The following is a 21,634-nucleotide window of genomic DNA, read 5'->3' on the forward strand; positions in this document are numbered from 1 at the left end:
TCGTCGCCCTTGCCCTCGACCAGCGTGTAGTCGCTGCGATGGCGCTCCAGGGCGCGGGTCGACAGCAGCTTGCCGCGCTCGCGGGTGGTGAAGCGGCCGGGGTAGTCGTAGTCTTCGAGGTCCGGCATGAACGCGGACTTGGCCGCGCCTTCGGGCAGGATTTTCGGTTTTTCGAAGTCGTAATCGCGGCGGCTGACGCGGCTGGTGCGGGTTTCCAGGCGCAGGTTGAAGCGCTTGATCACCGGTTTGTCGGCGGCCATGCCGGAGTCTTGCTGGTAGTTCACCGGTTTGAGTTTGCGGAACACTGTCTGGTCGTCGCCGAACACCAGTTTGTGGCCGCTGCTGCTGTGCTGGAAGTGGAAGTGAATGCCTTCTTCCTCGCACAGACGCTGGATGAAATGCAGGTCGGACTCGTCGTACTGCACGCAGTAATCGCGTTCCGGGTACTCGGTGCCGAGCTGGAAACTGTAGGCATCGGCGAGAATCCCGCGATCCTCCAGCACCTGGGCGATGATTTTCGGCACGGTGAGGTGCTGGAAGATCTGCTGATCGTGGTTGTGCCGCAGGTACGCCAGTTGCGGGACCAGGCTGAGGCTATAGCGGGTCAGGGTCTTGCCGGAGTCGCCTTGCTCGATGCGGTACACCAGACCATGGATCTTGCCCTCGCCGGTGGCGCCGAAGGTCAGGCAGCCGGGCTTGTGCAGGAGTTCTTCGAGCTTGAGGTCGGGACGGGCGCTGACCAGTTCGATGTCGAAACGGAAGGGCTGGTTGAGGGCTTCGCGACCGGTGAAGCTGAGGACTTGCAGGTCGGCGGAGGCGCCTTCGAGCGTGAGGGTGATGTGGGTAGCGTTCGCGTCCAGCATGCCTGACTCCTTCCGTGGAAAAGCTTTGCCGATGGTGCAGGAACGCCAAAGTGCTATCAAGCAATTTAAACGCATCCGGACGCTGAGATTAAACTCGATTACACGACTCTGCACGGGAGCAGCCGCCAGGATGAATTCACCATGGACTCGTTGATCAACGCCGCCGGCCGGGCGCTCGCGGCGGGCGATCCGTTGGCCGCGCTGAATTTCGTCGCTCTGCGCGAAGACCCGCCGGCGCTGGCGCTGCGTGGCATCGCCATGGCTCAACTTGGCGATCTGGCGCGGGCCAAGGGCTTGTTGCAGCGGGCAGTGAAGGCGTTCGGCGCCAATGAGCCGCTGTCCCGTGCGCGCTGCGTGGTGGCCGAGGCCGAAGTAGCGCTGGCGGCGCGGGATCTGGGGTGGCCGGTCAAGGCGCTGGACGCCGCGCGGCGCGTGCTGCAGGAGCATGGCGATCCGTTGAATGCGGCGCACGCGGGGTATTTGCAGGCGCGACGCTGGCTGTTGATCGGCGAGCTGGATGCCGCGCAAGCGTTGCTCGGCGAACTGGACCCCGCGCCGTTGCCGCCAGCGTTGCGTGCGGCTCACGAACTGATGGAGGCGGGGCTCGCGCTGCGTCGGGTGCAGGCGCACAAAGCCCGGTCGACGCTGCTTCGGGCGCGGCAGGCGGCGCAACAGTCCGGGATCGCAGCGCTGGCGGCGGAGGTTGAGCATGCGCTGGGCCTGCTCGACGCGCCGGCGGCGCATCTGATCCGTTCGGGGCGAACGCAAACGGTGATTCTGGAGCAGGTTGAAGCGTTGTTTAACTCGCCAGGCCTGGTGGTCGACGCCTGCCGCTACAGCGTGCGCGGCGCCGGCATGACCATCGCATTGTCCAGCCGACCGGTGCTGTTCAACCTCGCCCGCTTGCTCGCCGAAGCCTGGCCGGGGGATGTGCCGCGAGCGGTGCTGATCGCCAACACCTTTCGTTTGAAACTCAGCGATGAATCGCACCGCGCCCGTCTGCGGGTCGAGATCGGACGTTTACGCGCGGCGCTGGAACCGCTTGGCAACGTCATCGCCACGCCCCGCGGTTATGCGCTGCTCGCCAGCGAGGTGGCGCTGCTCACGCCGCCGGTCGAGGAAAAGCACGCGGCGCTGCTGGCCTTGCTCGCCGACGGTCAGGCCTGGTCGAGTTCCGGACTGGCGCTGGCGTTGGGCAGCAGTCAGCGCCAGGTGCAACGGGCACTGGAAACCCTGGCGCTCGACGGCAAGGTGCAGGCGTTCGGTCTTGGCCCTGCGCGACGCTGGATGACGCCGCCGGTGCCGGGTTTCGCGACGATCTTGTTACTCCCGGTGTCTCTGGGCAATGGCTAGGCTGGACGCTCCAATCAGCGAGGAAAGCACCATGAAACAGGCAAACGCAGAAGTGCTCCGCGAATATGGCCCGTTCGACGGCATCGGCAACGTCCACGGCGTGACCTTCGACGGTCGGCAAGTGTGGTTCGCCAGTGACGGCCAGCTCAATGCGCTGGACCCGGCCAGCGGCGAAACCACCCTCGCCATCAAGGTCGGCGCCGACGCGGGCACCGCGTTCGACGGCACGCATCTGTTCCAGATCGCCGACAGCCGCATCCAGAAAATCGACCCGGCCACCGGCCGCGTACTCAACAGCATCCCGGCCCCCGGCGGCGGCAATGACTCGGGCCTGGCCTGGGCGGAAGGCTCTCTGTGGGTGGGGCAGTACCGCGAGCGCAAGATCCATCAGATCGACCCGCAGACGGGCGAGGTGCTGAGGACACTGGAGTCGAACCGGTTCGTCACGGGCGTGACCTGGGTCGACGGCGCGCTGTGGCACGGCACCTGGGAGGGCGATGAAAGCGATCTGCGACGGATCGACCCGCGCAGCGGTGAGGTGCTGGAAAGCCTGAAGATGCCGACCGGGATCGGCGTATCGGGGCTGGAGGCGGACGGCGGCGATCGTTTTTACTGCGGCGGCGGGGGGAGCGGCCGGGTGCGGGTCGTTCGGCGCCCCAGGTAACTGAAGTGCCCGGAGCCGATCAAGGCGCGCCGAACAGCATTGTCCAGTAAACCCCTTCATCACTGCGCGCCTGACTGGCAAACCCGGCGCCGACCTGGGTGAACATCGGGTTCATCAGGTTGGCGCAGTGGCCGGGGCTCGCCAGCCAACCGGCCATGGCCTTGCCTGGGGAACTCTGCCCGGCGGCAATGTTTTCGCCAATCTGCCGGCCACGATAACCGGCGGCCCGGGCGCGATCCGCCGGCATATCGCCGTCCGGGTCACGATGGGCGAAGTAGTTGCCGTAGGCCATGGCTTTGCTGTGGCTCTGGGCGGCGGCGCCAAGCGCCGGGTTCCAGCTCAGCGGGCGGGCAGCGGCGAATCGCTGGCGTCCGCACATCCGTGGCCGGGCGCGGGCGGCGTTGACCTCGGCCAGCAGCGCTTTGCCGACACTGCGGTTATCGCCTGCGCGACGGTCGAGTACCGGTTGCGCGAGCACCACTTGCCATTCATTGCGCGAGCGACTGATGCCGATGTCGGCGTACTGGCTATCCAGCAGGGCGCCGCAATAATCGCTTTGCAGCAGGTCGAAGGCGTCTTCGGCGTCCTCGGCCCCGACGATGCGGATGCTGCGCACGCTCACCGCCGCATACCCGGACGATTTCAGCGCCTCACGCATGCCACCGACGTAGCCATAGCCAATCGGCAATGCAAGGTTCGAGTTCAGGGCCAGTGGCGCCAGGCGCTGGGCGGGGCGCCGGTCACACCGTTGCGGGTGTGCCCGATAGTCGTTGATGGCGGCCACCAGTTGTCGCTCGGCGCTGGCGTGGGCGGTGTCAGCGAGCAGGGGCGAAAGGATCAGCAGGCACAGCGAAATGACGCGAGACGAACGAACGACGTGGCGCATGGGACGGGCGACTCTGAAAAGGACAGCGCTGAAATGGGGTGAACCGCAGAGCGCGGCGCGGGTAGGACTGGTGTTTTTCGACTTGGTTCACGGGCTCAATAATGGCCTTTTGGGCAAGCCGACGACTGGTGTGTCACCGATTCAACACATCCTCCATCCACTGCAGATACTGCTCCCGCTCGGAGATCGAGTTGTGCCCCGAATCCGGTACTACCCGCAGCGTTGCCACGCCCTTGGGAAAATGCGCCAGCAACCGTTCCGTGCTGGCCCGGGGGATCACTTCATCATCGCTCGCCGCCAGCAACAGGGTCGGCACGCGGATATGCGCCGCATATTGACCCGACTCGTAACGATCCTTGAGCAGCCAGTTCACCGGCACCCACGGATAGTGCTGGACGGCAAGTTCGGCGAGGCTGTTGTACGGCGTCACCAGAACCAGTTGCGCCACCGGCCGTTGACTCGCCAGCCGTACCGCCACCCCGGAACCGAGACTGCGCCCGACCAGGGCAATCTGCGGATGGCTGGCGTACACCTGATCGAACAGCGCCAGGGCGTCCTGCGCGATCGCTTCCTCTGACGGCGAGCCGCCGCTGCCGCCAAATCCCCGGTAATTCAGCAGATACAGCGCGTAATCGGGAAACGCCTCGGCGAACCCTGGCAGATTGCGTGACACGTCTTCGGCATTGCCGCCGAAATAGATCAGCGCCCTCGACCCGGAGTGCGCGCGGGTAATCACCTGAATCTCGGCATCCGGCATCGACAGGGTCAGCCGGGCGTCCGCTGAAACCGCTGCGCCGGACGACGGGAAATAGATCAACGAACGCTGAAACACGAACAGCCCCGCACACAGCAGCAGGTAGACGGCGACGAGCAAAACGACGAGTGACAACAGGGTTCGTGACATTCGGCTAACTTTATCGGGACGCGGAGGTTCGTCGTCGCAGTGTAGTCCAGCGATCTGGCGCAGCGGCCGCGATACACAAGGCGCAACAGTTCCACGCAGCAGGAGCCCGGGCATGAGCCACACTCAGGGTTGTTCCCGCCGTCACCTGCTGACTCTGGCTGCCGGGGTTTCGGCGGTCGTCACCTTTGATCGGGCGTTGGCCATCGCCACGTCGCCGAGCGGCACAGGAGACCAGACCATGCAGACCCGCCCCATCCCTTCGAGCTCCGAGCCGCTGCCGCTGGTGGGATTGGGCACCTATCGCGGTTTCGATGTCGCCCCCGGCGATCCGCTCTACAAACAGCTGCCGGCGGTGTTCAGCGAGTTGTTCCGAAAGGGCGGCACGGTGGTCGACAGCTCGCCGATGTACGGCCGCGCCGAAGAAACCACGGGCGAGCTGCTGTCGATCCATGAGCCGCGCTCACCGGCGTTCCTGGCGACCAAGGTGTGGACGCGCGGGCGCCAGGAGGGCATCGCGCAGATGGAGCGTTCGTTCAGCCTGCTGCGCACCGAGCGCATCGACCTGATGCAGATCCACAACCTGCTGGACTGGCAAACGCACCTGCCGACCTTGCGCGAATGGAAAGCGCAGGGGCGCATTCGCTACATCGGCATCACTCACTACACGTCCTCGGCTTACGAGGAGGTCGAGGCGGTGCTGAAAGCCGAGCCGCTGGACTTCCTGCAAATCAACTACGCCCTCGATGATCGCGGTGTCGAAAAACGCATCCTGCCGCTGTGCCGCGAACGCGGGGTGGCGGTGATCTGCAACCGGCCATTTGGCGGTGGTGATCTGCTCTCGAAGCTCAAGGGCAGGCCGTTGCCGGGGTGGGCGCCGCAGGTGCAGGTCAACAGTTGGCCGCAACTGGCGCTGAAATTCCTGCTGGCGCACCCAGCGGTGACCTGCGTGATTCCCGGCACCGGCAATCCGCGCTACATGGCCGACAACGCGGGCGCCGGGTTCGGCTTGATGCTGACCGATGCGCAGCGCCAGCAGTTGATTGCGCTGGTGAGTTAGCGGCCGCGATAACGCAGCGCCTCCAGCAGCAGCGCAAAGGCTGGCGCGGCCTGGCGCCGGCTCGGGTAGTACAGGTGATAACCGGAAAATGCCGGGCACCAGTCTTCCAGCACTCGTCGCAGACGTCCGTCCGCCAGATAAGGGGCGACGACATTTTCCGGAATGTAGCTCAGACCGAAACCGTCGAGCGCCGCGTCGAGCAAGGGGTAGACGCCGTTGAGGGTGATCTGCCCGGAAACCCGCACCTTGAGGCTTTCGCCGTTCTTCTCGAACTCCCAGCTGTACAAGCCGCCATTGGTCGGCAGGCGCAGGTTGTTGCAGGCGTGTCCGGTCAGCTCCCGTGGGGTTCTCGGCGGCGGATGCCGGTCGAAGTAGCCCGGCGAGCCGACCACCGCCATGCGCATGTCCGGGCCGATGCGGGTGGCGATCATGCCTTGCGCCACGTCTTCGCCCAGGCGCACGCCGGCATCGAAGCCTTGCCCGGCGATATCGACGAAGCCGTAGTCGCAGCAGACCTCGACGGCGATGTCCGGGTATTGGGGCAGGAACGTTTGCAGCACCGGGCGCAGCAGCCAGTCCAGCGAATGATCGGTGGCGCTGATGCGGATCCGCCCGGCCGGGGTTTCGCGCAGGTTGCTCAGGGCCGCCAGCTCCAGTTCGATCTCCTCGAAACGCGGGCCGACGGTTTGCAGCAGATGCTCACCGGCCTCGGTGGGGGACACGCTGCGCGTGGTGCGGGTCAGCAGGCGCAGGCCGAGGCGCGCTTCGAGGCTGCGAATCGTATGGCTGAGCGCCGATTGCGAGACGCCGAGCCTGGCCGCTGCCTTGGTGAAACTGCGCTCCCGCGCCACGGCGAGGAAGGCGAGAAGGTCGCTGGCGTTTTCCCGAAGCATTGATGAGTGTCCTGCATAAGTTTTTTCGAATTCTAGTCGATTATCTGAAGAGTACGGATCGATAAAGTGGCGCGGTGTATTCATCAGACTCTGGAGACATGCCATGAACCCGAGTGCCGCTTCGGCGCTGACCCTTTCCCTGCTCGCGGGTGAGGTGCAGGCCAATGAAACGCCACGCGTGACGGTCACGCCCAATGGTTCGCAACCGTCGGCCAAGGGGCCGGCGGACTGGTTTACCGGCACGGTGCGGGTCGATGCGCCGTTCAAGGGTACTGACGCTGCTCGGGTCAGTGGTGCGACCGTGACCTTTGAACCGGGCGCACGCACGGCGTGGCATACCCATCCACTGGGGCAGACGCTGATCGTCACCGCCGGCGCGGGGTTTGTACAGGAGTGGGGGCAGCCGGTTCGCCGTATTCAGCCGGGCGATACCGTATGGATTGCGCCGGGGGCGAAGCATTGGCATGGCGCGGCAGCGACGACGGCGATGAGCCATATCGCGATTGCCGAAGTGCTGGACGGGAGCGTGGTGGAGTGGATGGAGCAGGTGGGGGAGGCGCAGTATCCGCGTACCGAATAAGGCCCTTAGCCCAGCCCTTTCCCCCGGGAGAGGACTGGGCGGGCGGCGTTCGATGAGGACAAAAGGGTTCACCCGATTTCAGCGTCACACCCTCAGACCATCTCCGGCAAAGCGCCCATAATCTTGTCCAGTGTCACCGGGTATTCCCGCACCCTGGCCCCCGTCGCGTTATAGATCGCATTCGCCACTGCCGCGCTCACGCCGCAAATTCCCAGTTCTCCTACTCCCTTGGCTTTCATCGGCGATGAAACCGGGTCCGTCTCATCGAGGAAAATCACCTCCTGATGCGGAATGTCAGCATGTACCGGCACCTCGTACCCCGCCAGGTCATGGTTGACGAAGAAGCCCAACCGCTTGTCCACCGCCAGCTCCTCCATCAATGCCGCCCCGACACCCATGGTCATGGCGCCGATCACCTGGCTGCGCGCGGATTTCGGGTTGAGAATCCGGCCGGCCGAGCACACCGCGAGCATGCGCCGTACCCGCACTTCACCGGTCGCTGCATCCACCGCGACTTCGGCGAAATGCGCGCCGAACGTCGACTGCTGATACTGCTTGGCAAGGTCGCCGAACTCGATGCTGTCCTCGGCCTCCAGCGCCGCATCCTGCGCGGCGTTGCGCAACGGCAGGCTTTTGCTGCCGAGGCGCACATGGCCGTCGATAAACTCGGCTTCGCCCTGGCTCATGCCGAGTTTCGCCGCTACGGCCTCACGCAGTTTCACGCACGCCGCATACACCCCGGCAGTCGAGCAGTTGCCACCGAACTGCCCACCGGAGCCGGACGACACCGGAAAACTCGAATCGCCCAGATGCACCACCACATCTTCCAGACCCACGCCCATCATCTCGGCCGCCGTCTGCGCGATGATCGTGTAGCTGCCGGTGCCGATGTCGGTCATGTCGGTTTCCACGGTGAGTTTGCCGTTGCGCTCCAGCCGCACCCGCGCGCCGGACTTCACCAGCAGATTGTTGCGAATCGCCGCCGCCACGCCCATACCGATCAGCCAGCGACCTTCGCGACGGCTGCCCGGTTGTGCGCTGCGCTTATCCCAGCCGAAGCGTTCGGCGCCGGTTTGCAGGCATTCGATCAGGTGGCGCTGGGAGAATGGTCGCTCGGTTTTCACCGGGTCGACCTGGGTGTCGTTGAGGATGCGGAACTGGATCGGATCGAGTTTGAGTTTTTCCGCCATCTCGTCCATGGCGATTTCCAGCACCATCAGCCCCGGGGTTTCCCCGGGCGCGCGCATGGCGTTGCCTTCCGGCAGGTCCAGCGGCGCGAGGCGCATGCTCACCAGACGATTTTCGGCGGCGTAGAGCAACTGGCTCGGCTGCGCCGCCAGCTCGACCTTGCCCTCGGCCAGATTACCCGACCAGCCTTCATGGGCGATGGCGGTGAGTTTGCCGTCCGCCGTGGCACCCATGCGAATCCGTTGAATGGTGGCGGGGCGGTGGGTGGTGTTGTTGGCGACCTGCGGTCGGGTCAGCGCGACTTTCACCGGTCGGCCAGCCAGGCGTGCGCCAAGAGCGGCAAGGATTGCATCCGCGCGGATGAACAGCTTGCCGCCGAAGCCGCCACCGATGTAGGGCGAGATCAGGCGGACCTTCTCCTTGGGCAGACCCAGGGTGGCGGCGATGTCGCCGACGCTCCAGGCGACCATCTGGTTCGAGGTCCACAGGGTCAGTTGATCACCTTGCCATGCGGCCAGCGTGGAGTGCGGCTCCATCATGGCGTGGGACTGATCCGGCGTGGTGTAGGTCTGATCGAACTGCACCGGCGCCGCCGCGAATGCCGCTGCGAAGTCGCCGTGGCGGACGTCGGGCATTTCGTCCTTGGGTTCGACGCCCTGGTCGCGCACGCTGGCCAGATCGAACTCGCCCTTGGCGGCCTCATAGTCAACCTTGACGCACTGCGCGGCAGCGCGAGCCTGTTCGAACGTCTCGGCGACCACCAGCGCCACGGCCTGGTGGTAGTGCTGCACCTGCGGGCCGGCGAGCAGGTGCGCGGCGTTGTATTTGCCCTTGCCGAGCTTGCCGGCGTTGGCAGCGGTGACGATCGCCAGCACCCCCGGCGCGGCCTTGGCCTCGGCAAGATCAATGTTGGCGATGCGACCTTTGGCGATGGTCGAGCCGACCATGACGCCATAGGCCTGATGTTTTACCGCTTCATGTTGTTCATAGGCATACGGCGCCTGGCCGCTGGTTTTCAACGGGCCTTCGATACGATCGGTGGCTTTGCCGATGACCTTCAACTGGTCGATCGGATTGCGGGTGGCGGGCGTGTCGAATTTCATGCGTCGTCCCTCGCCTGGGCCAGCACCGAGGCGAGTGTGCGCTCGACCAGGGTCACTTTGAATTGGTTGTCCTGGGTGGGCGTGGCGCCGTCGAGCAAGCGGGTGCTGACCGCTTTGGCGCCCTGAGGCAACAGCGCTTCCGCCGCTTCGACCCGCCAGGGTTTTGGCGCGATGCCACCGACGGCGATGCGGCCGCCGCCGTCCTTTTGCAGGATCAGCCCGACTGAAACCAGCGCAAAAGCGTATGACGCGCGGTCGCGGACCTTGTGATAGATGTGAGTGCCGCCCACGGAGGGCGGCAGAGCCACGGCGGTGATCAGTTCGCCGGGTGCCAGGCTGGTTTCGACATGCGGCGTGTCGCCCGGCAATTGATGGAAATCCGCCATGGCGATACTGCGAGTGCTGCCATCGGCGCTGATCGTTTCGACCTGAGCATCCAGTGCCCGCAGGGCAATCGCCATGTCGCTCGGGTGAGTGGCGATGCAGGCAGCGCTGACACCGATGATGCCCAGTTGCCGACTGACCCCGCCAATGGCCGCGCAACCACTGCCCGGTTTGCGTTTGTTGCAGGCCTGGGCGGTGTCGTAGAAGTACGGACAGCGGGTGCGTTGCAACAGGTTGCCGGCGGTGGTCGCCATGTTGCGCAACTGGCCCGAGGCGCCAGCGAGCAAAGCGCGGGAGAGCAGCGCGTAGTCTTTGCGTACACGGGCGTCGGCGGCCAGATCGGTGTTGCGCACCAGCGCGCCGATGCGCAGGCCGCCGTCGGGTGTGACGTCGATCTGGTCGAGGCCCAGGTGATTGACGTCGATCAGGTGCTGCGGCGTCTCGATGTCGAGTTTCATCAAGTCCAGCAGATTGGTGCCACCGGCAATGAACCTTGCGCCCTCGAACTGCGAGGCCAGCGCGGCGGCTGCGGCGGGGGAATCGGCTCGGCTGTAATCGAACGCTCTCATGCCGGCACCTCCGCGACTTCGCTGATCGCCTCGATGATGTTGGAGTACGCGCCGCAGCGGCAGATATTGCCGCTCATGCGTTCCTGCAATTCCGCAGCGCTCAGCCTGGGTGGCTCGGTCAGGCTGGGGCTGACGTGGCTGGGGATGCCGTGGTGAATTTCCTCAAGCACCGCCACCGCCGAGCAGATCTGCCCCGGTGTGCAATAACCGCATTGATAGCCGTCGTGCCTGATGAACGCGGCCTGCATCGGATGCAGGTTGTCCGGCAGACCGAGGCCTTCGATGGTGGTGACCTCGGCGCCGTTTTGCATCACCGCCAGGGTCAGACACGAGTTGATCCGCCGACCATCGGCAATCACCGTGCACGCGCCGCACTGACCGTGGTCGCAGCCCTTTTTGCTGCCGGTCAGGTGCAGGTGTTCGCGCAGGGCGTCAAGCAGGGTGGTGCGGGTGTCGACTTCAAGGGTCTGCGACTGACCGTTGACCTGGATCGTGACCTTGGCCATGGGCGGTTGCTCCAGAGTGGCCGCATAGGCCTTGAGGCTGATGAAGGGCGGCATCGCAAACGCGGTCGCGGTGACGACGCCCAGAATCAGGAATCGGCGTCGCGAGAGCGTTGAGGGTTCATGGTCGTTCATGGCTGGGCTTCCTCTGATCAGGGCGGCAGGCTGCACTGAGCCGCGCGGGCGCCGGCATGGTTGCCAGTCTCTTCAACGAGTGACTCTGTGCAGACGGAAAAGGTTTAAGCGGATTTTCGCCAGGGTGTGACGCGCCGCTTTTGTGAGCGCCGGGCTGCCCGCGAACGGGCGGGGACTTGCAGCCTGCAAGTCGGCCGACACAGCGCTTTCGGGGCAAACTCACTGCCACGGGAGCGAGCCGACCAACGGTCGTCGGCAGGCCCTGAATCATCAGTCATTTGCCCGGTCGTATCTGCGGCTGCGCGCACTGCGCCTCGAAGGCGAGGGCAGCGCTGACCGTTTCCGTCGTCAAGACCTGGGTTTTAGGGAAGTGTTGAATGAAGCACGCTACAACGATGCTGCTGACCGTTTCTGCCGCCGTATTGCTGGGCGGGTGTGTGGCGGATTTTGATGATGACTATCGCCACGGCCGGCATTACGACCGCGACCACGGGCGTTACTACGACCACGACCGGCGCTGGGACGATCGCGATGACGACCGCCGTGACCGACGTCGTTACTACCGCGACCGGGATGATGACTGAGTAAAAAAAAGAAGGCGTCCCCCACACGGGGACGCCTCCAAGGGGCATTAAAAGTGAGCGCTTGCCTGGACGCGGGATCGCGCAGGCGCCGAGGCCTCGAGATCCAGCAAATGGGTGGCAAGAATGTCGCTCAGAAAGCGGAACTGATCGTTGAGGCCCACCACTTCATTGCTGAAATGATTGCTGGCGGCGGGCATCAGCAGATCTTCGAAATCTTCGTTGAACACCAGCCCGTGGGTCTTTTGTGGCACGTGGCGTTGCTCGTAATAGTTGCTGCCGAATACCGGGAAACTCACGGCGAGGGTGACGGTAGTGATCATGCTGTGAACTCCTCGTTGCGTCTCGGATGTGGCAATCCTGGGCCATTGGGTCCTGCGGCGGAAGGCAATCGTGGCGATGGTGAATATCGACGCCAGTGATGGTTGGGTTTCTGTGCCGGGTTTGACGGCGCCTGACACGACCGGACAAACGGCCCGCCACTCACTCCTATACTCAAATCAGCTACCTCCTCATTTGAAGGACTCCGCCCCGTGAAGCTGCGCGCGCTGCTGGTCGCCGCCGTGTTTCTGCTGGCCGGCTGCGCCACTTCGGCACGGGCCCCGGTGACAGCGCCGGCGGTGGTGGTATCACCCGCGACCTGGCAGCAGATCGACCGGGAAATCCTCAGCGCCTCGCAGCAAGCCACCGAACAGGTCAAGGTTTTCGCCCGTGGCTCGATGGAACATTGGCGCACTCGGGTCTACGAGCAAACTGAAGAAAATTTCATCCCGTGGTTCAGCAGCTACTGGACCCAGGAATGGCTGTCGATGAAAGTCAGCTGGTACACGATCAGCGCCGGTGGCGAGCAGGACGCATCGGCCAAGCGTCTGGCGGCGTATCTGCTTGAGCAATATCAGGAAAGGGTGCTGGCGCCGGTGGCGGTGGAGATCGATCCGGACGCGATCCTCGGTCAGTCCACTGCGTTCTACGCGCAACTGATGGCGCAGCAGATGCCGCTCATCGCCCAGCGTCATGGCGTACCGATTGCCCAGCTCAACGGGCGCCTGCAAAAGATTCCGGCGATTGCCCTTGGTCCACCGCCGGCGCGAGACGCGTCGTTGTATCAGGTCGTCAGCACCGAACCGTTGAATACGCTGCCGGCCTATGCCGCGCTGATCGACAAGGTTCACACCGCGGGCGGTTCGAAAGGCGTGGCGTCGACCGACTCGACCATGGCCCCGGTCGCCAAGCGTGCGAGCCAGCGCATGGAAGCGGAAATGGCCCCGCGTGGCGCTGCCGGTGCCGTGGCGGCAGCGGCGGGGAAACTCGCCGGGGCGCTGATTTCCGTGGGCGTGGCGGGCATCCGCGCGATCATCCAGGCCAACGACCGGCCCGACAGCGAGGCATTGATCCGCAGCAGCCTGGGCAACACTTTCGACAAGGCCTGGCTGAAACTGCTGCAAAACCCGACGACCGGGGTCATGGCCGGCACACTGCACATCGCGGGGCAGGTCGAGGGCAGCCTGGGCGGACGCGACGAACCGTCGGTCGGTTTGGGCGTCAATCGTGTCGAATGGCGGCCGCCGGAATCGATCAACCCACAGATCGAACCGACCCAGCAAGGAGAATGAACATGTCTTATATCGATATTTTCGTGGCGCCCGTTCCGACCGCCAATCTTGCGCAGTACACGAAACACTGCGAAGTCGCGGCAAAACTGTTCAAGGAGTACGGCGCCCTGAGCGTCGTTCAATGCTGGGGCGATGACGTGCCGGACGGCAAGGTCACGTCGTTCCCCATGGCGGTAAAACTCAAGGAGGGTGAAACCGTGTCATCCGGCTGGCTCATCTGGCCCGACAAGGCCACCCGCGACAGCGGCATGGCAAAAATGATGGAAGACCCGCGCATGCAACCGGACGTCAATCCGATGGGCTTCGACGGCCAGCGCATGATCTTCGGCGGCTTCAAATACCTCATTGAACCTTGAACCCCTCGGCAACGGCCGGCTCACTCCACCGACGGGGTGATCCGGCAGCTTTTGCGCAGGCGGATTTCTTCATCCGTCGGTCGTTCATGGACGAATTCGAAGCGCGGCTCGCCCTCGCTGTAATGCACCAGCCAGCCCCATTCCAGCTCGTTTTCATTCTGTCCGGGATGCGGCGGGCTGGCCCACCAGGGTTCTTTGCTGAGGATCTCGCGCATGACGTCCTCCGGTTGATGGCAATCCTTGAACTATAGACAGGTGTCGCCGATCGCCAGAGTGGGCCGTGTAGAATCGGTCCATCGACACCCGCAAAGGAGCGCGCCCATGACGGACGCAAAGCATGGCGATCAACCGTTCAAGCGGCTGTTTTTCGCTCTGGACTGCCCACCGGCGCAGCGCAAGGCGATTGCCCAGTGGCGTGCTGAGCTGGGCTTGAGAAGTGGTAAACCGGTGCCGGCGGACAATTTTCACCTGACACTGCTGTTTCTCGGTGCGGTGCCGCTGGCGCAGATTGCCGAGGTCTGCGAGGCGGCGGCCAAGGTGCGCACTTCGGGCGAGGTGTTGAAGATTTCGCTGGATCGCTTGCAGGTCTGGCACCGCGCCGGAGTGTTGTCCCTGGCGCCCGAGCAGGCACCGCAAGGGCTGCTGCGGCTGGTGTATGCGCTGGAGCAGGCAATGTTGCCGTTCGGCTTTGAAGAGGCCACCCGCGAGTACCGACCGCACCTGACCCTGGCCCGGGACTTCCGCGCGCCGGAGCCGGAATCCGCGACGCCGCCGGAGTTCTTCCTGCGTGCCGAACGCTTCGTGCTGTTCGAATCCCACAAGGGGCGCTATCGGGCACTGGCCGATTGGCCGCTGACCTGAGCCGACAAAAAAAGGCGCCCGAGGGCGCCTGAATTCACCTGAGCCGAGGGAGCCAGGTGAGGCCGTTCAGAGGAGGGTGCAGCGGTGGTAAGGCGCTGCGTGAACGGGAAATCTTTACGGTTGATCGTCCAGCAATGTGGGAGTGGGCTTGCTCCCGCCGTTCTTCCGAACCGTTATTTACCCAACTTCACCCGCGTCCAGCCCCGGGTCATGATCCGCTGCGTGGCGATCGGCTGATCCGGCACCGCGTACAACGTTGCCATCACCGCTTGCGACGGGTACGAAGCCGGCTCGTTGCGGATCGCTTCGTCCACCAGTGGTGTGGCGGCCGCGTTGGCGTTGCTGTAGCCGATGCTGTTGGTGACTTCGGCGATGATGTCCGGGCGCATCAGGAAGTCCATGAACAGGTAGGCGTTGTCGACGTTGGCGGCATCACGCGGGATCGCGACCATGTCGTAGAAGCTGCCGGCGCCTTCCTTGGGAATGCTGTAGTCGATTTCGATCTTGTTGCCGGATTCCTGCGCGCGGGCCTTGGCCTGCAGCACGTCACCGGAGTAACCGACCGCCACGCAGATGTTGCCGTTGGCCAGGTCCGAGATGTACTTGGAGGAATGGAAATACGCCACCGACGGGCGGATCTTCATGAACAGCGCTTCGGCTTCGGCGATGTGCGCCTTGTCCTTGTCGTTCACCGGGTAGCCCAGGTAGTGCAGGGCGGCCGGGAGCATTTCGGTCGGCGAGTCGAGGAAGCTGATGCCGCAGGCTTTTAGCTTCTCGGCGTTCTCCGGTTTGAACAGCAGGTCCCAGGAGTTTGTCGGGGCGTTGGCGCCCAGCACTTCCTTGACCTTGGCCGGGTTGAAACCGATGCCGATCGAGCCCCACATGTACGGAAACGCGTGGGCGTTGTCCGGGTCACTGGCGGAGGCGTTTTTCAGCAGCACCGGGTTGAGGTTCTTCCAGTTCGGCAGTTTCGATTTGTCCAGCGTCTGATAGACCCCGGCCTTGATCTGCTTGGCCAGGAAACTGTTGGACGGCACCACGATGTCGTAGCCCGATTTGCCCGCCAGCAGGCGCGCCTCGAGGGTTTCGTTGCTGTCGAACACGTCATAGGTCACCTGGATCCCGGTCTCGTCCTCGAATTTCTTGACGGTGTCCGGGGCGATGTAGTCCGACCAGTTGTAAACGCGCAGCACCTTGTCGTTGGCCTGGACGCCCGTGGCGATTGCGCCCATTAAGGACAGTGTCAGCAGAGTCCTGCCAAACATTTTCATCGGTACAACTCCATTCTTTTTATTCAAAAGCTATTCAAAAACACAAAGCAGAAATCCGTAGCGGGGGAGCGGGCTCCCTCGCCACGAAAACATCACGTATCAGGCTGCAGTGGCCGCCCGTTGCGGCTGTTGCCACGACTCGTTGGCGGTCTGGTCCATGGCTTCCTGGATCGCCCGCTTGCGGTTGGCTTCTGCCTTGCGGCCGAAGTACCAGACCAGGAAGGTCACCAGCGACACCGCCAGCAGAATCAGGCTCGCCACGGCGTTGATCTCAGGTTTCACGCCCAGGCGCACCGCCGAGAACACTTCCATCGGCAGGGTCGTCGAGCCTGGCCCTGAGACGAAGCTCGCCAGCACCAGATCGTCCAGCGACAGGGCGAACGACATCATGCCGCCCGCCGCCAGCGACGGCGCGATCATTGGAATGGTGATCAGGAAAAACACCTTGAACGGCTTGGCGCCCAGGTCCATCGCCGCTTCTTCGATCGACAGATCCAGCTCACGCAGGCGGGCGGAGACTACCACCGCGACATAGGCGGCACAAAACGTGGTGTGGGCGATCCAGATGGTGACGATGCCACGCTCTTGCGGCCAGCCGATCAGTTGCGCCATCGCCACGAACAGCAGCAACAACGACAGACCGGTGATCACTTCCGGCATCACCAGCGGCGCGGTGACCAGACCACCAAACAGCGTGCGGCCCTTGAAGCGCGTCACGCGGGTCAGGACGAATGCCGCCAGTGTCCCCAGCGCCACCGCCGCGACAGCGGTGTAGCAGGCGATTTCCAGCGAACGCACCACCGAGCCCATCAGTTGCGTGTTGTCGAGCAGCCCGGCGTACCACTTCACCGACCAGCCGCCCCACACCGTCACCAGTTTCGAGGCGTTGAACGAGTAGATCACCAGGATCAGCATCGGCAGATAAATGAACGTCAGGCCGAAGATCAGCATGAACTTAGAAAATCCGAAGCGTTTCATCCCCGTCCCTCCATCTCTTTGGCCTGGCTGCGGTTGAACAGCAGGATCGGCACAATCAGGATCAGCAGCATCACCACCGCCAGGGCGGACGCCACCGGCCAGTCGCGGTTATTGAAGAACTCTTGCCACAGCACGCGACCGATCATCAGCGTCTCCGGACCGCCCAGCAGCTCCGGAATCACGAACTCGCCGACCACCGGAATGAACACCAGCATGCAGCCGGCGATGATCCCGTTCTTCGCCAGCGGCACGGTGATTTTCCAGAAGTTGTTGAAGTTACTCGAACCCAGGTCCTGTGCGGCTTCCAGCAGACTGCCGTCGTGTTTCACCAGGTTGGCGTACAGCGGCAGCACCATGAACGGCAGGTACGCATACACCACGCCGATATACACCGCCGTGTTGGTGTTGAGGATTTCGACAGGGTGATCCGTCAGCCCGGTCCACATCAGAAACGCATTGAGCAGACCGTTGTTGCTGAGGATGCCCATCCACGCATAGACGCGGATCAGGATCGCGGTCCAGGTCGGCATCATGATCAACAGCAGCAGGACGTTTTGCGCTTCCTTGCTGGCCTTGGTGATCGCGTAGGCCATCGGGAAACCGATCACCAGGCACATCAGCGTGCTCAGTGCGGCGACCTTCAGCGAGCCGAGGTAGGCCGACAGATACAGCTCGTCTTCGCCGAGCATGCTGTAGTTGCCGATGTTCAGCAGCAGCTGGAATTTCTGTTCGGCGTAGGTGTAGATCTCGGTGTAGGGCGGGATCGACAGCGCGGCTTCCGAGAAGCTGATCTTCATCACCAAAAAGAACGGCAGCATGAAGAACAGGAACAGCCAGATGAACGGGATGCCGATGACCAGCTTGCGTCCGCTGGGCACCAGGCGCAGGCATTGCTGATTGAAGGTTCTCATGAGCGCAGTACCACGCCGCTGTCGTCTTCCCACCAGACGTAGACCTTGTCGTCCCAGGTTGGCCGCGCGCCACGGCGTTCGGCGTTGGCCATGAACGACTGGACGACCTTGCCGCCGGGCAACTCGACGTAGAACACCGAGTGGCCGCCGAGGTAGGCGATGTCATGCACCTTGCCTTCGGACCAGTTGTAGCGGGCCTCTGGCTTGAGCGTGCTGACCAGCATTTTTTCCGGGCGGATTGCGTAGGTAATCGACTTGTCCTGCACCGAGGTGCTGACGCCGTGGCCGACGTAGATCTTCTGCTGCAAGTCCGGGCTATGGATGATCGCGTGACCTTCCAGGTCTTCCACCACCGTGCCGTCGAAGGCGTTCACGTTACCGATGAATTCGCAGACCATGCGGCTGACCGGCGCTTCATAAATGTCCACCGGGCTACCGATCTGGGCGATCCAGCCCAGGTGCATGATTGCGATGCGCTCGGCCATGGTCATGGCTTCTTCCTGGTCGTGGGTCACCATCACGCAGGTCACGCCGACGCGCTCGATGATCTCAACCAGCTCCAGCTGCATTTGCGAACGCAGCTTTTTGTCCAGTGCGCCCATCGGCTCGTCGAGCAGCAGCAGCTTCGGGCGCTTGGCCAGGGAGCGGGCGAGGGCGACACGCTGGCGCTGACCACCGGACAGTTGATGCGGCTTGCGCTTGGCGTATTGGGTCATGTGGACCAGACGCAGCATCTCTTCGACGCGGGCGTCGATTTCGCTGGCCGGCAAACGGTCCTGCTTGAGGCCGAAGGCGATGTTCTGGGCCACGGTCATGTGCGGGAACAGCGCGTAGGACTGGAACATCATGTTGATCGGCCGCTCGTATGGCGGCATGTCGGTGATGTCCACGCCGTCGAGCAGAATCCGCCCGTCAGTCGGGCGCTCGAAACCGGCGAGCATGCGCAGCAGGGTCGATTTGCCCGAACCGGAGCCACCGAGCAGGGCGAAGATTTCGCCTTGATGGATCTCCAGGGACACATCGTCCACCGCCGTGGTTTCGTCGAATTTCTTGGTGACGCGATCGACTTTCACCAGAACCTTTTTCGGTTGCTGATGACCTTCAAGAGCCTTCCTGTAAGTGCTGGAGGCGTTTGCCATGTGAAACTCCCAACAGGTTTCAGTCGCCGGGCCAACGTGGCCGGGCTTAAGTGGATTGCAAGCCTGAGTCGGGCGCTTCAGTCAGGTGTGTCGAGGAACCTGTGGGAGCGGGCTTGTCCGCGAAGCGGCCGGAGCATCCGGCACTGCTGTCGCCTGACACACCGCTTTCGCGGGCAAGCCCGCTCCCACATGAATCGCGCTACCTGACTGACCTTTCCCGTACCACTGGGCCTGATCGGCGCCGCCGTCCTGGCTGCCTGGTCGTACTTGTTGTTATTGCGGTTTGTTGTTTTCACGGATGACGGATGCGCAAACGCGCACCCGCCGACCCGTGGGGGCAGTCAATCGTTGTCTGGTTTTCGCCGTTGTCAGCGCTTGTCGCGTCGCGCCGCCCGTTGCCGGCAAGCCTCGCCGAACGCCTGGAAGATCCGCAGGTAGTTCGGGTTGTCCAGCACTTGCCATTCCGGGTGCCATTGCACGCCGAGGGCGAAGGTCGGGCTGTGCTCGACCGAGATCGCCTCGATAAGGCCATCCGGCGCCACGGCTTCGGCACGCAGGCCGGGGGCGAGGCGGTCGATGCCCTGGCTGTGGATCGAGTTGACCTGGAACTCGCCCGGCAACTCCAGCGCTTCGAACACGCCGCCGGCCAATACGCGGACGGCGTGGGCCGGTGCGTATTGCACGGCGACGTCCGGGCTGTCGGCTTCGCGATGGTCGAGCATGCCCGGCAGCTCATGCACCTTCTGGTGCAGGCTGCCGCCGAACGCCACGTTCATTTCCTGGAAGCCCCGGCAGATGCCGAGTACCGGAACGCCCGCCGCGATGGCTGCACGCAATAGGGGAAGGGTGGTGGCATCCCGCGCCGGATCGTGATCCGTGCCGGGAGCGCTGGCCGGGCCTTGATAGTGGAAAGGTTCCACGTTGGAAGGCGAGCCGGTCAGCAGCAGACCGTCGAGCTGACCGAGCAGGTCGTCGATTTCAGTCAGTTTGCCAAGGGAAGGAATGACCACCGGCAACCCCAGCGCCGCAACGCTGACAGCGCGCACGTACTTGTCGCCGCTGATGTGATAGGGGTGCAGGCCAATCTGTTTGACGCACGCAGTAACGCCGATCAATGGCTTGAATGCCATTTTTATTCACCTCGAAGTTTGACACTTGAACGAGCTTTTCCGGAGCTTAGCCGCGTTTATTTTAATTAACAACTGCCATGTAAAAAATTCTAAACGCCGTTCATCCAATCTTCATCAAGCGCGGCTATCTGGCGCCTGCTTTGGCACGCAAGTGTTAAAAAAAGCCCAAAAAATAAACGCTGAACGGCCAGGTGTTCGCTATTGACTTCACTTTGCCGTTCGGGTTGACTGGCTCGGCGAAACAGCAGTGAACATAATAATTAACAGCTAAATAGGTGCATCATGTCGGTCCCTCTGCGTGCCGTTCAACTCAACGAAGCAAACGCATTCCTTAAGAAACATCCTGAGGTTTTGTACGTCGACCTTCTGATTGCAGACATGAACGGTGTGGTGCGCGGCAAGCGCATCGAGCGCACCAGTCTTCATAAGGTTTACGAGAAAGGCATCAACCTGCCGGCCTCGCTCTTTGCCCTCGACATCAACGGCTCCACGGTGGAAAGCACCGGCCTGGGCCTGGACATCGGCGACGCCGACCGCATCTGCTACCCGATCCCCGGCACCCTGAGCATCGAGCCGTGGCAGAAGCGTCCGACCGCCCAACTGCTGATGACCATGCATGAACTGGAAGGCGAGGCGTTCTTCGCCGACCCGCGTGAAGTGCTGGCCAATGTGGTGCGCAAGTTCGACGAACTGGGCCTGACCATCTGCGCCGCGTTCGAGCTGGAGTTCTACCTGATCGACCAGGACAACGTGAACGGCCGTCCGCAGTCGCCACGCTCGCCAGTGTCGGGCAAGCGCCCGGTGTCGACCCAGGTCTACCTGATCGACGACCTCGACGAATACGTCGACTGCCTGCAAGACATCCTCGAAGGCGCGAAAGAGCAGGGCATCCCTGCCGACGCCATCGTCAAGGAAAGCGCCCCGGCGCAGTTCGAAGTCAACCTGCACCACGTCTCCGACCCGGTGAAGGCCTGCGATTACGCGGTGCTGCTCAAGCGTCTGGTGAAGAACATCGCCTACGACCACGAGATGGACACCACCTTCATGGCCAAGCCGTATCCGGGCCAGGCGGGCAACGGTCTGCATGTACACATTTCGATTCTGGATAAAGAAGGCAACAACATCTTCGCCAGCGAGGATCCCGAGCAGAACGCCGCGCTGCGCCACGCGATCGGCGGTGTGCTGGAGACCCTGCCTGCGCAAATGGCTTTCCTCTGCCCGAACGTCAACTCGTACCGCCGTTTCGGCGCGCAGTTCTACGTGCCGAACTCGCCGAGCTGGGGCATCGACAACCGCACCGTGGCCGTGCGCGTACCGACCGGTTCACCGGACGCCGTGCGCATCGAACACCGCGTTGCCGGCGCCGATGCCAACCCGTACCTGCTGATGGCCTCGGTGCTGGCCGGTATCCACCACGGCCTGACCAACGAAATCGAGCCGGGCGCCCCGGTCGAAGGCAACAGCTACGAGCAGAACGAACAGAGCCTGCCGAACAACCTGCGCGACGCCCTGCGTGAGCTGGACGACAGCGAAGTCATGGCCCGCTACATCGACCCGATGTACATCGACGTGTTCGTTGCGTGCAAGGAAAGCGAGCTGGCCGAGTTCGAGAACTCGATCTCTGACCTTGAGTACAACTGGTATCTGCATACGGTGTGATTGAGGCCCTCAAAAGCCAAGAGCCCCTTACCCTAACCCTCCCGAAACGTCGG

General features: G+C 63.3%; 23 protein-coding genes. 9 read left to right on the forward strand and 14 right to left on the reverse strand.

Annotated features, from left to right (window positions below):
• Nucleotides 1-863: type VI secretion system tip protein TssI/VgrG (tssI, locus tag N8H74_RS16540; RefSeq protein WP_262148856.1), on the reverse strand; the 863-nt coding region annotated here is incomplete at its 3' end.
• A gap of 141 nt (nucleotides 864-1,004) precedes the next feature.
• Here tssI and N8H74_RS16545 point away from each other — a divergent pair.
• Together N8H74_RS16545 and N8H74_RS16550 are read left to right on the forward strand one after the other, a co-directional pair.
• Nucleotides 1,005-2,216, forward strand: a complete 1,212-nt coding sequence (locus tag N8H74_RS16545; RefSeq protein WP_262148858.1) for a helix-turn-helix domain-containing protein — start codon at nucleotides 1,005-1,007, stop codon at nucleotides 2,214-2,216.
• 31 nt (nucleotides 2,217-2,247) lie between these two features.
• Nucleotides 2,248-2,880 carry a PQQ-binding-like beta-propeller repeat protein gene (locus N8H74_RS16550; RefSeq protein WP_262149168.1) on the forward strand — a complete coding sequence of 211 codons (633 nt, stop codon included), beginning with the start codon at nucleotides 2,248-2,250 and terminating at the stop codon, nucleotides 2,878-2,880.
• A 19-nt stretch (nucleotides 2,881-2,899) separates the two neighbouring features.
• Here the strand turns inward: N8H74_RS16550 and N8H74_RS16555 are convergent, their stop codons facing one another.
• Together N8H74_RS16555 and N8H74_RS16560 are read right to left on the reverse strand one after the other, a co-directional pair.
• The gene (locus tag N8H74_RS16555; protein ID WP_262148860.1) at nucleotides 2,900-3,766 is read right to left on the reverse strand and encodes a CAP domain-containing protein; all 867 of its coding nucleotides are present in this window, start codon (nucleotides 3,764-3,766) and stop codon (nucleotides 2,900-2,902) included.
• A 133-nt stretch (nucleotides 3,767-3,899) separates the two neighbouring features.
• On the reverse strand, nucleotides 3,900-4,670 hold the full coding sequence (locus N8H74_RS16560) for an alpha/beta fold hydrolase (protein WP_217833523.1): 771 nt from the start codon (nucleotides 4,668-4,670) through the stop codon (nucleotides 3,900-3,902).
• Between the two features lie 112 nt (nucleotides 4,671-4,782).
• Here N8H74_RS16560 and N8H74_RS16565 point away from each other — a divergent pair, with 112 nt between their 5' ends.
• Nucleotides 4,783-5,727 (forward strand): aldo/keto reductase, encoded by a 945-nt coding sequence (locus tag N8H74_RS16565; RefSeq protein WP_262148863.1) that lies wholly within the window; start codon nucleotides 4,783-4,785, stop codon nucleotides 5,725-5,727.
• On the opposite strand, the gene N8H74_RS16570 is transcribed toward N8H74_RS16565, so the two are convergent.
• Nucleotides 5,724-6,620 carry a LysR family transcriptional regulator gene (locus N8H74_RS16570; protein ID WP_262148865.1) on the reverse strand — a complete coding sequence of 299 codons (897 nt, stop codon included), beginning with the start codon at nucleotides 6,618-6,620 and terminating at the stop codon, nucleotides 5,724-5,726. The genes N8H74_RS16565 and N8H74_RS16570 overlap by 4 nt on opposite strands.
• 103 nt (nucleotides 6,621-6,723) lie before the next feature.
• Between N8H74_RS16570 and N8H74_RS16575 the strand changes: the two genes are divergently transcribed.
• Nucleotides 6,724-7,200 (forward strand): cupin domain-containing protein, encoded by a 477-nt coding sequence (locus N8H74_RS16575; protein ID WP_262148867.1) that lies wholly within the window; start codon nucleotides 6,724-6,726, stop codon nucleotides 7,198-7,200.
• Between the two features lie 92 nt (nucleotides 7,201-7,292).
• On the opposite strand, the gene paoC is transcribed toward N8H74_RS16575, so the two are convergent.
• From paoC to paoA, 3 genes are read right to left on the reverse strand one after another with little or no spacing between them, the layout of a single operon-like run.
• The gene (paoC, locus tag N8H74_RS16580) at nucleotides 7,293-9,491 is read right to left on the reverse strand and encodes an aldehyde oxidoreductase molybdenum-binding subunit PaoC (protein ID WP_262148869.1); all 2,199 of its coding nucleotides are present in this window, start codon (nucleotides 9,489-9,491) and stop codon (nucleotides 7,293-7,295) included.
• On the reverse strand, nucleotides 9,488-10,444 hold the full coding sequence (locus N8H74_RS16585; protein ID WP_262148871.1) for a xanthine dehydrogenase family protein subunit M: 957 nt from the start codon (nucleotides 10,442-10,444) through the stop codon (nucleotides 9,488-9,490). The genes paoC and N8H74_RS16585 overlap by 4 nt, the downstream gene beginning before the upstream one ends.
• Nucleotides 10,441-11,082 (reverse strand): aldehyde dehydrogenase iron-sulfur subunit PaoA, encoded by a 642-nt coding sequence (gene paoA / locus N8H74_RS16590; RefSeq protein ID WP_262148873.1) that lies wholly within the window; start codon nucleotides 11,080-11,082, stop codon nucleotides 10,441-10,443. Before paoA ends, N8H74_RS16585 begins: the two co-directional genes overlap by 4 nt.
• 377 nt (nucleotides 11,083-11,459) lie before the next feature.
• Between paoA and N8H74_RS16595 the strand changes: the two genes are divergently transcribed.
• Nucleotides 11,460-11,666 carry a hypothetical protein gene (locus tag N8H74_RS16595; protein ID WP_217833530.1) on the forward strand — a complete coding sequence of 69 codons (207 nt, stop codon included), beginning with the start codon at nucleotides 11,460-11,462 and terminating at the stop codon, nucleotides 11,664-11,666.
• 47 nt (nucleotides 11,667-11,713) lie between these two features.
• On the opposite strand, the gene N8H74_RS16600 is transcribed toward N8H74_RS16595, so the two are convergent.
• Nucleotides 11,714-11,986 (reverse strand): hypothetical protein, encoded by a 273-nt coding sequence (locus tag N8H74_RS16600; protein ID WP_262148876.1) that lies wholly within the window; start codon nucleotides 11,984-11,986, stop codon nucleotides 11,714-11,716.
• A gap of 210 nt (nucleotides 11,987-12,196) precedes the next feature.
• On the opposite strand from N8H74_RS16600, the gene N8H74_RS16605 reads away from it, so the two are divergent.
• Nucleotides 12,197-13,276, forward strand: a complete 1,080-nt coding sequence (locus N8H74_RS16605) for a hypothetical protein (protein ID WP_262148878.1) — start codon at nucleotides 12,197-12,199, stop codon at nucleotides 13,274-13,276.
• Nucleotides 13,277-13,278: 2 nt separating this feature from the next.
• Nucleotides 13,279-13,632 carry a DUF1428 domain-containing protein gene (locus tag N8H74_RS16610; RefSeq protein WP_217833533.1) on the forward strand — a complete coding sequence of 118 codons (354 nt, stop codon included), beginning with the start codon at nucleotides 13,279-13,281 and terminating at the stop codon, nucleotides 13,630-13,632.
• Nucleotides 13,633-13,652: 20 nt separating this feature from the next.
• Here the strand turns inward: N8H74_RS16610 and N8H74_RS16615 are convergent, their stop codons facing one another.
• Entirely contained in the window at nucleotides 13,653-13,847 is a 195-nt protein-coding gene (locus N8H74_RS16615; RefSeq protein WP_217833534.1) for a hypothetical protein, read from the reverse strand.
• A 106-nt stretch (nucleotides 13,848-13,953) separates the two neighbouring features.
• On the opposite strand from N8H74_RS16615, the gene thpR reads away from it, so the two are divergent.
• Complete coding sequence (gene thpR / locus N8H74_RS16620) at nucleotides 13,954-14,493, forward strand: RNA 2',3'-cyclic phosphodiesterase (RefSeq protein WP_262148882.1); 540 nt, start codon at nucleotides 13,954-13,956, stop codon at nucleotides 14,491-14,493.
• Nucleotides 14,494-14,666: 173 nt separating this feature from the next.
• On the opposite strand, the gene N8H74_RS16625 is transcribed toward thpR, so the two are convergent.
• The 5 genes from N8H74_RS16625 to N8H74_RS16645 all read right to left on the reverse strand — a co-directional run bounded on the left by N8H74_RS16625 (nucleotide 14,667) and on the right by N8H74_RS16645 (nucleotide 19,922).
• Nucleotides 14,667-15,764 (reverse strand): polyamine ABC transporter substrate-binding protein, encoded by a 1,098-nt coding sequence (locus tag N8H74_RS16625; protein ID WP_217833536.1) that lies wholly within the window; start codon nucleotides 15,762-15,764, stop codon nucleotides 14,667-14,669.
• Nucleotides 15,765-15,863: 99 nt separating this feature from the next.
• Complete coding sequence (locus N8H74_RS16630) at nucleotides 15,864-16,742, reverse strand: ABC transporter permease subunit (protein WP_217833537.1); 879 nt, start codon at nucleotides 16,740-16,742, stop codon at nucleotides 15,864-15,866.
• Entirely contained in the window at nucleotides 16,739-17,620 is an 882-nt protein-coding gene (locus N8H74_RS16635; protein ID WP_217833697.1) for an ABC transporter permease subunit, read from the reverse strand. The genes N8H74_RS16630 and N8H74_RS16635 overlap by 4 nt, the downstream gene beginning before the upstream one ends.
• 29 nt (nucleotides 17,621-17,649) lie before the next feature.
• Entirely contained in the window at nucleotides 17,650-18,792 is a 1,143-nt protein-coding gene (potA, locus tag N8H74_RS16640) for a polyamine ABC transporter ATP-binding protein (RefSeq protein WP_217833538.1), read from the reverse strand.
• A gap of 368 nt (nucleotides 18,793-19,160) precedes the next feature.
• Nucleotides 19,161-19,922, reverse strand: a complete 762-nt coding sequence (locus N8H74_RS16645; RefSeq protein ID WP_217833539.1) for a gamma-glutamyl-gamma-aminobutyrate hydrolase family protein — start codon at nucleotides 19,920-19,922, stop codon at nucleotides 19,161-19,163.
• A 282-nt stretch (nucleotides 19,923-20,204) separates the two neighbouring features.
• Here N8H74_RS16645 and N8H74_RS16650 point away from each other — a divergent pair, with 282 nt between their 5' ends.
• The gene (locus N8H74_RS16650; protein ID WP_217833540.1) at nucleotides 20,205-21,581 is read left to right on the forward strand and encodes a glutamine synthetase family protein; all 1,377 of its coding nucleotides are present in this window, start codon (nucleotides 20,205-20,207) and stop codon (nucleotides 21,579-21,581) included.
• The last annotated feature ends 53 nt before the right edge of the window (nucleotides 21,582-21,634 follow it).

Source organism: Pseudomonas sp. B2M1-30, assembly GCF_025447575.1.
Classification (GTDB): Bacteria; Pseudomonadota; Gammaproteobacteria; order Pseudomonadales; family Pseudomonadaceae; genus Aquipseudomonas; species Aquipseudomonas botevensis.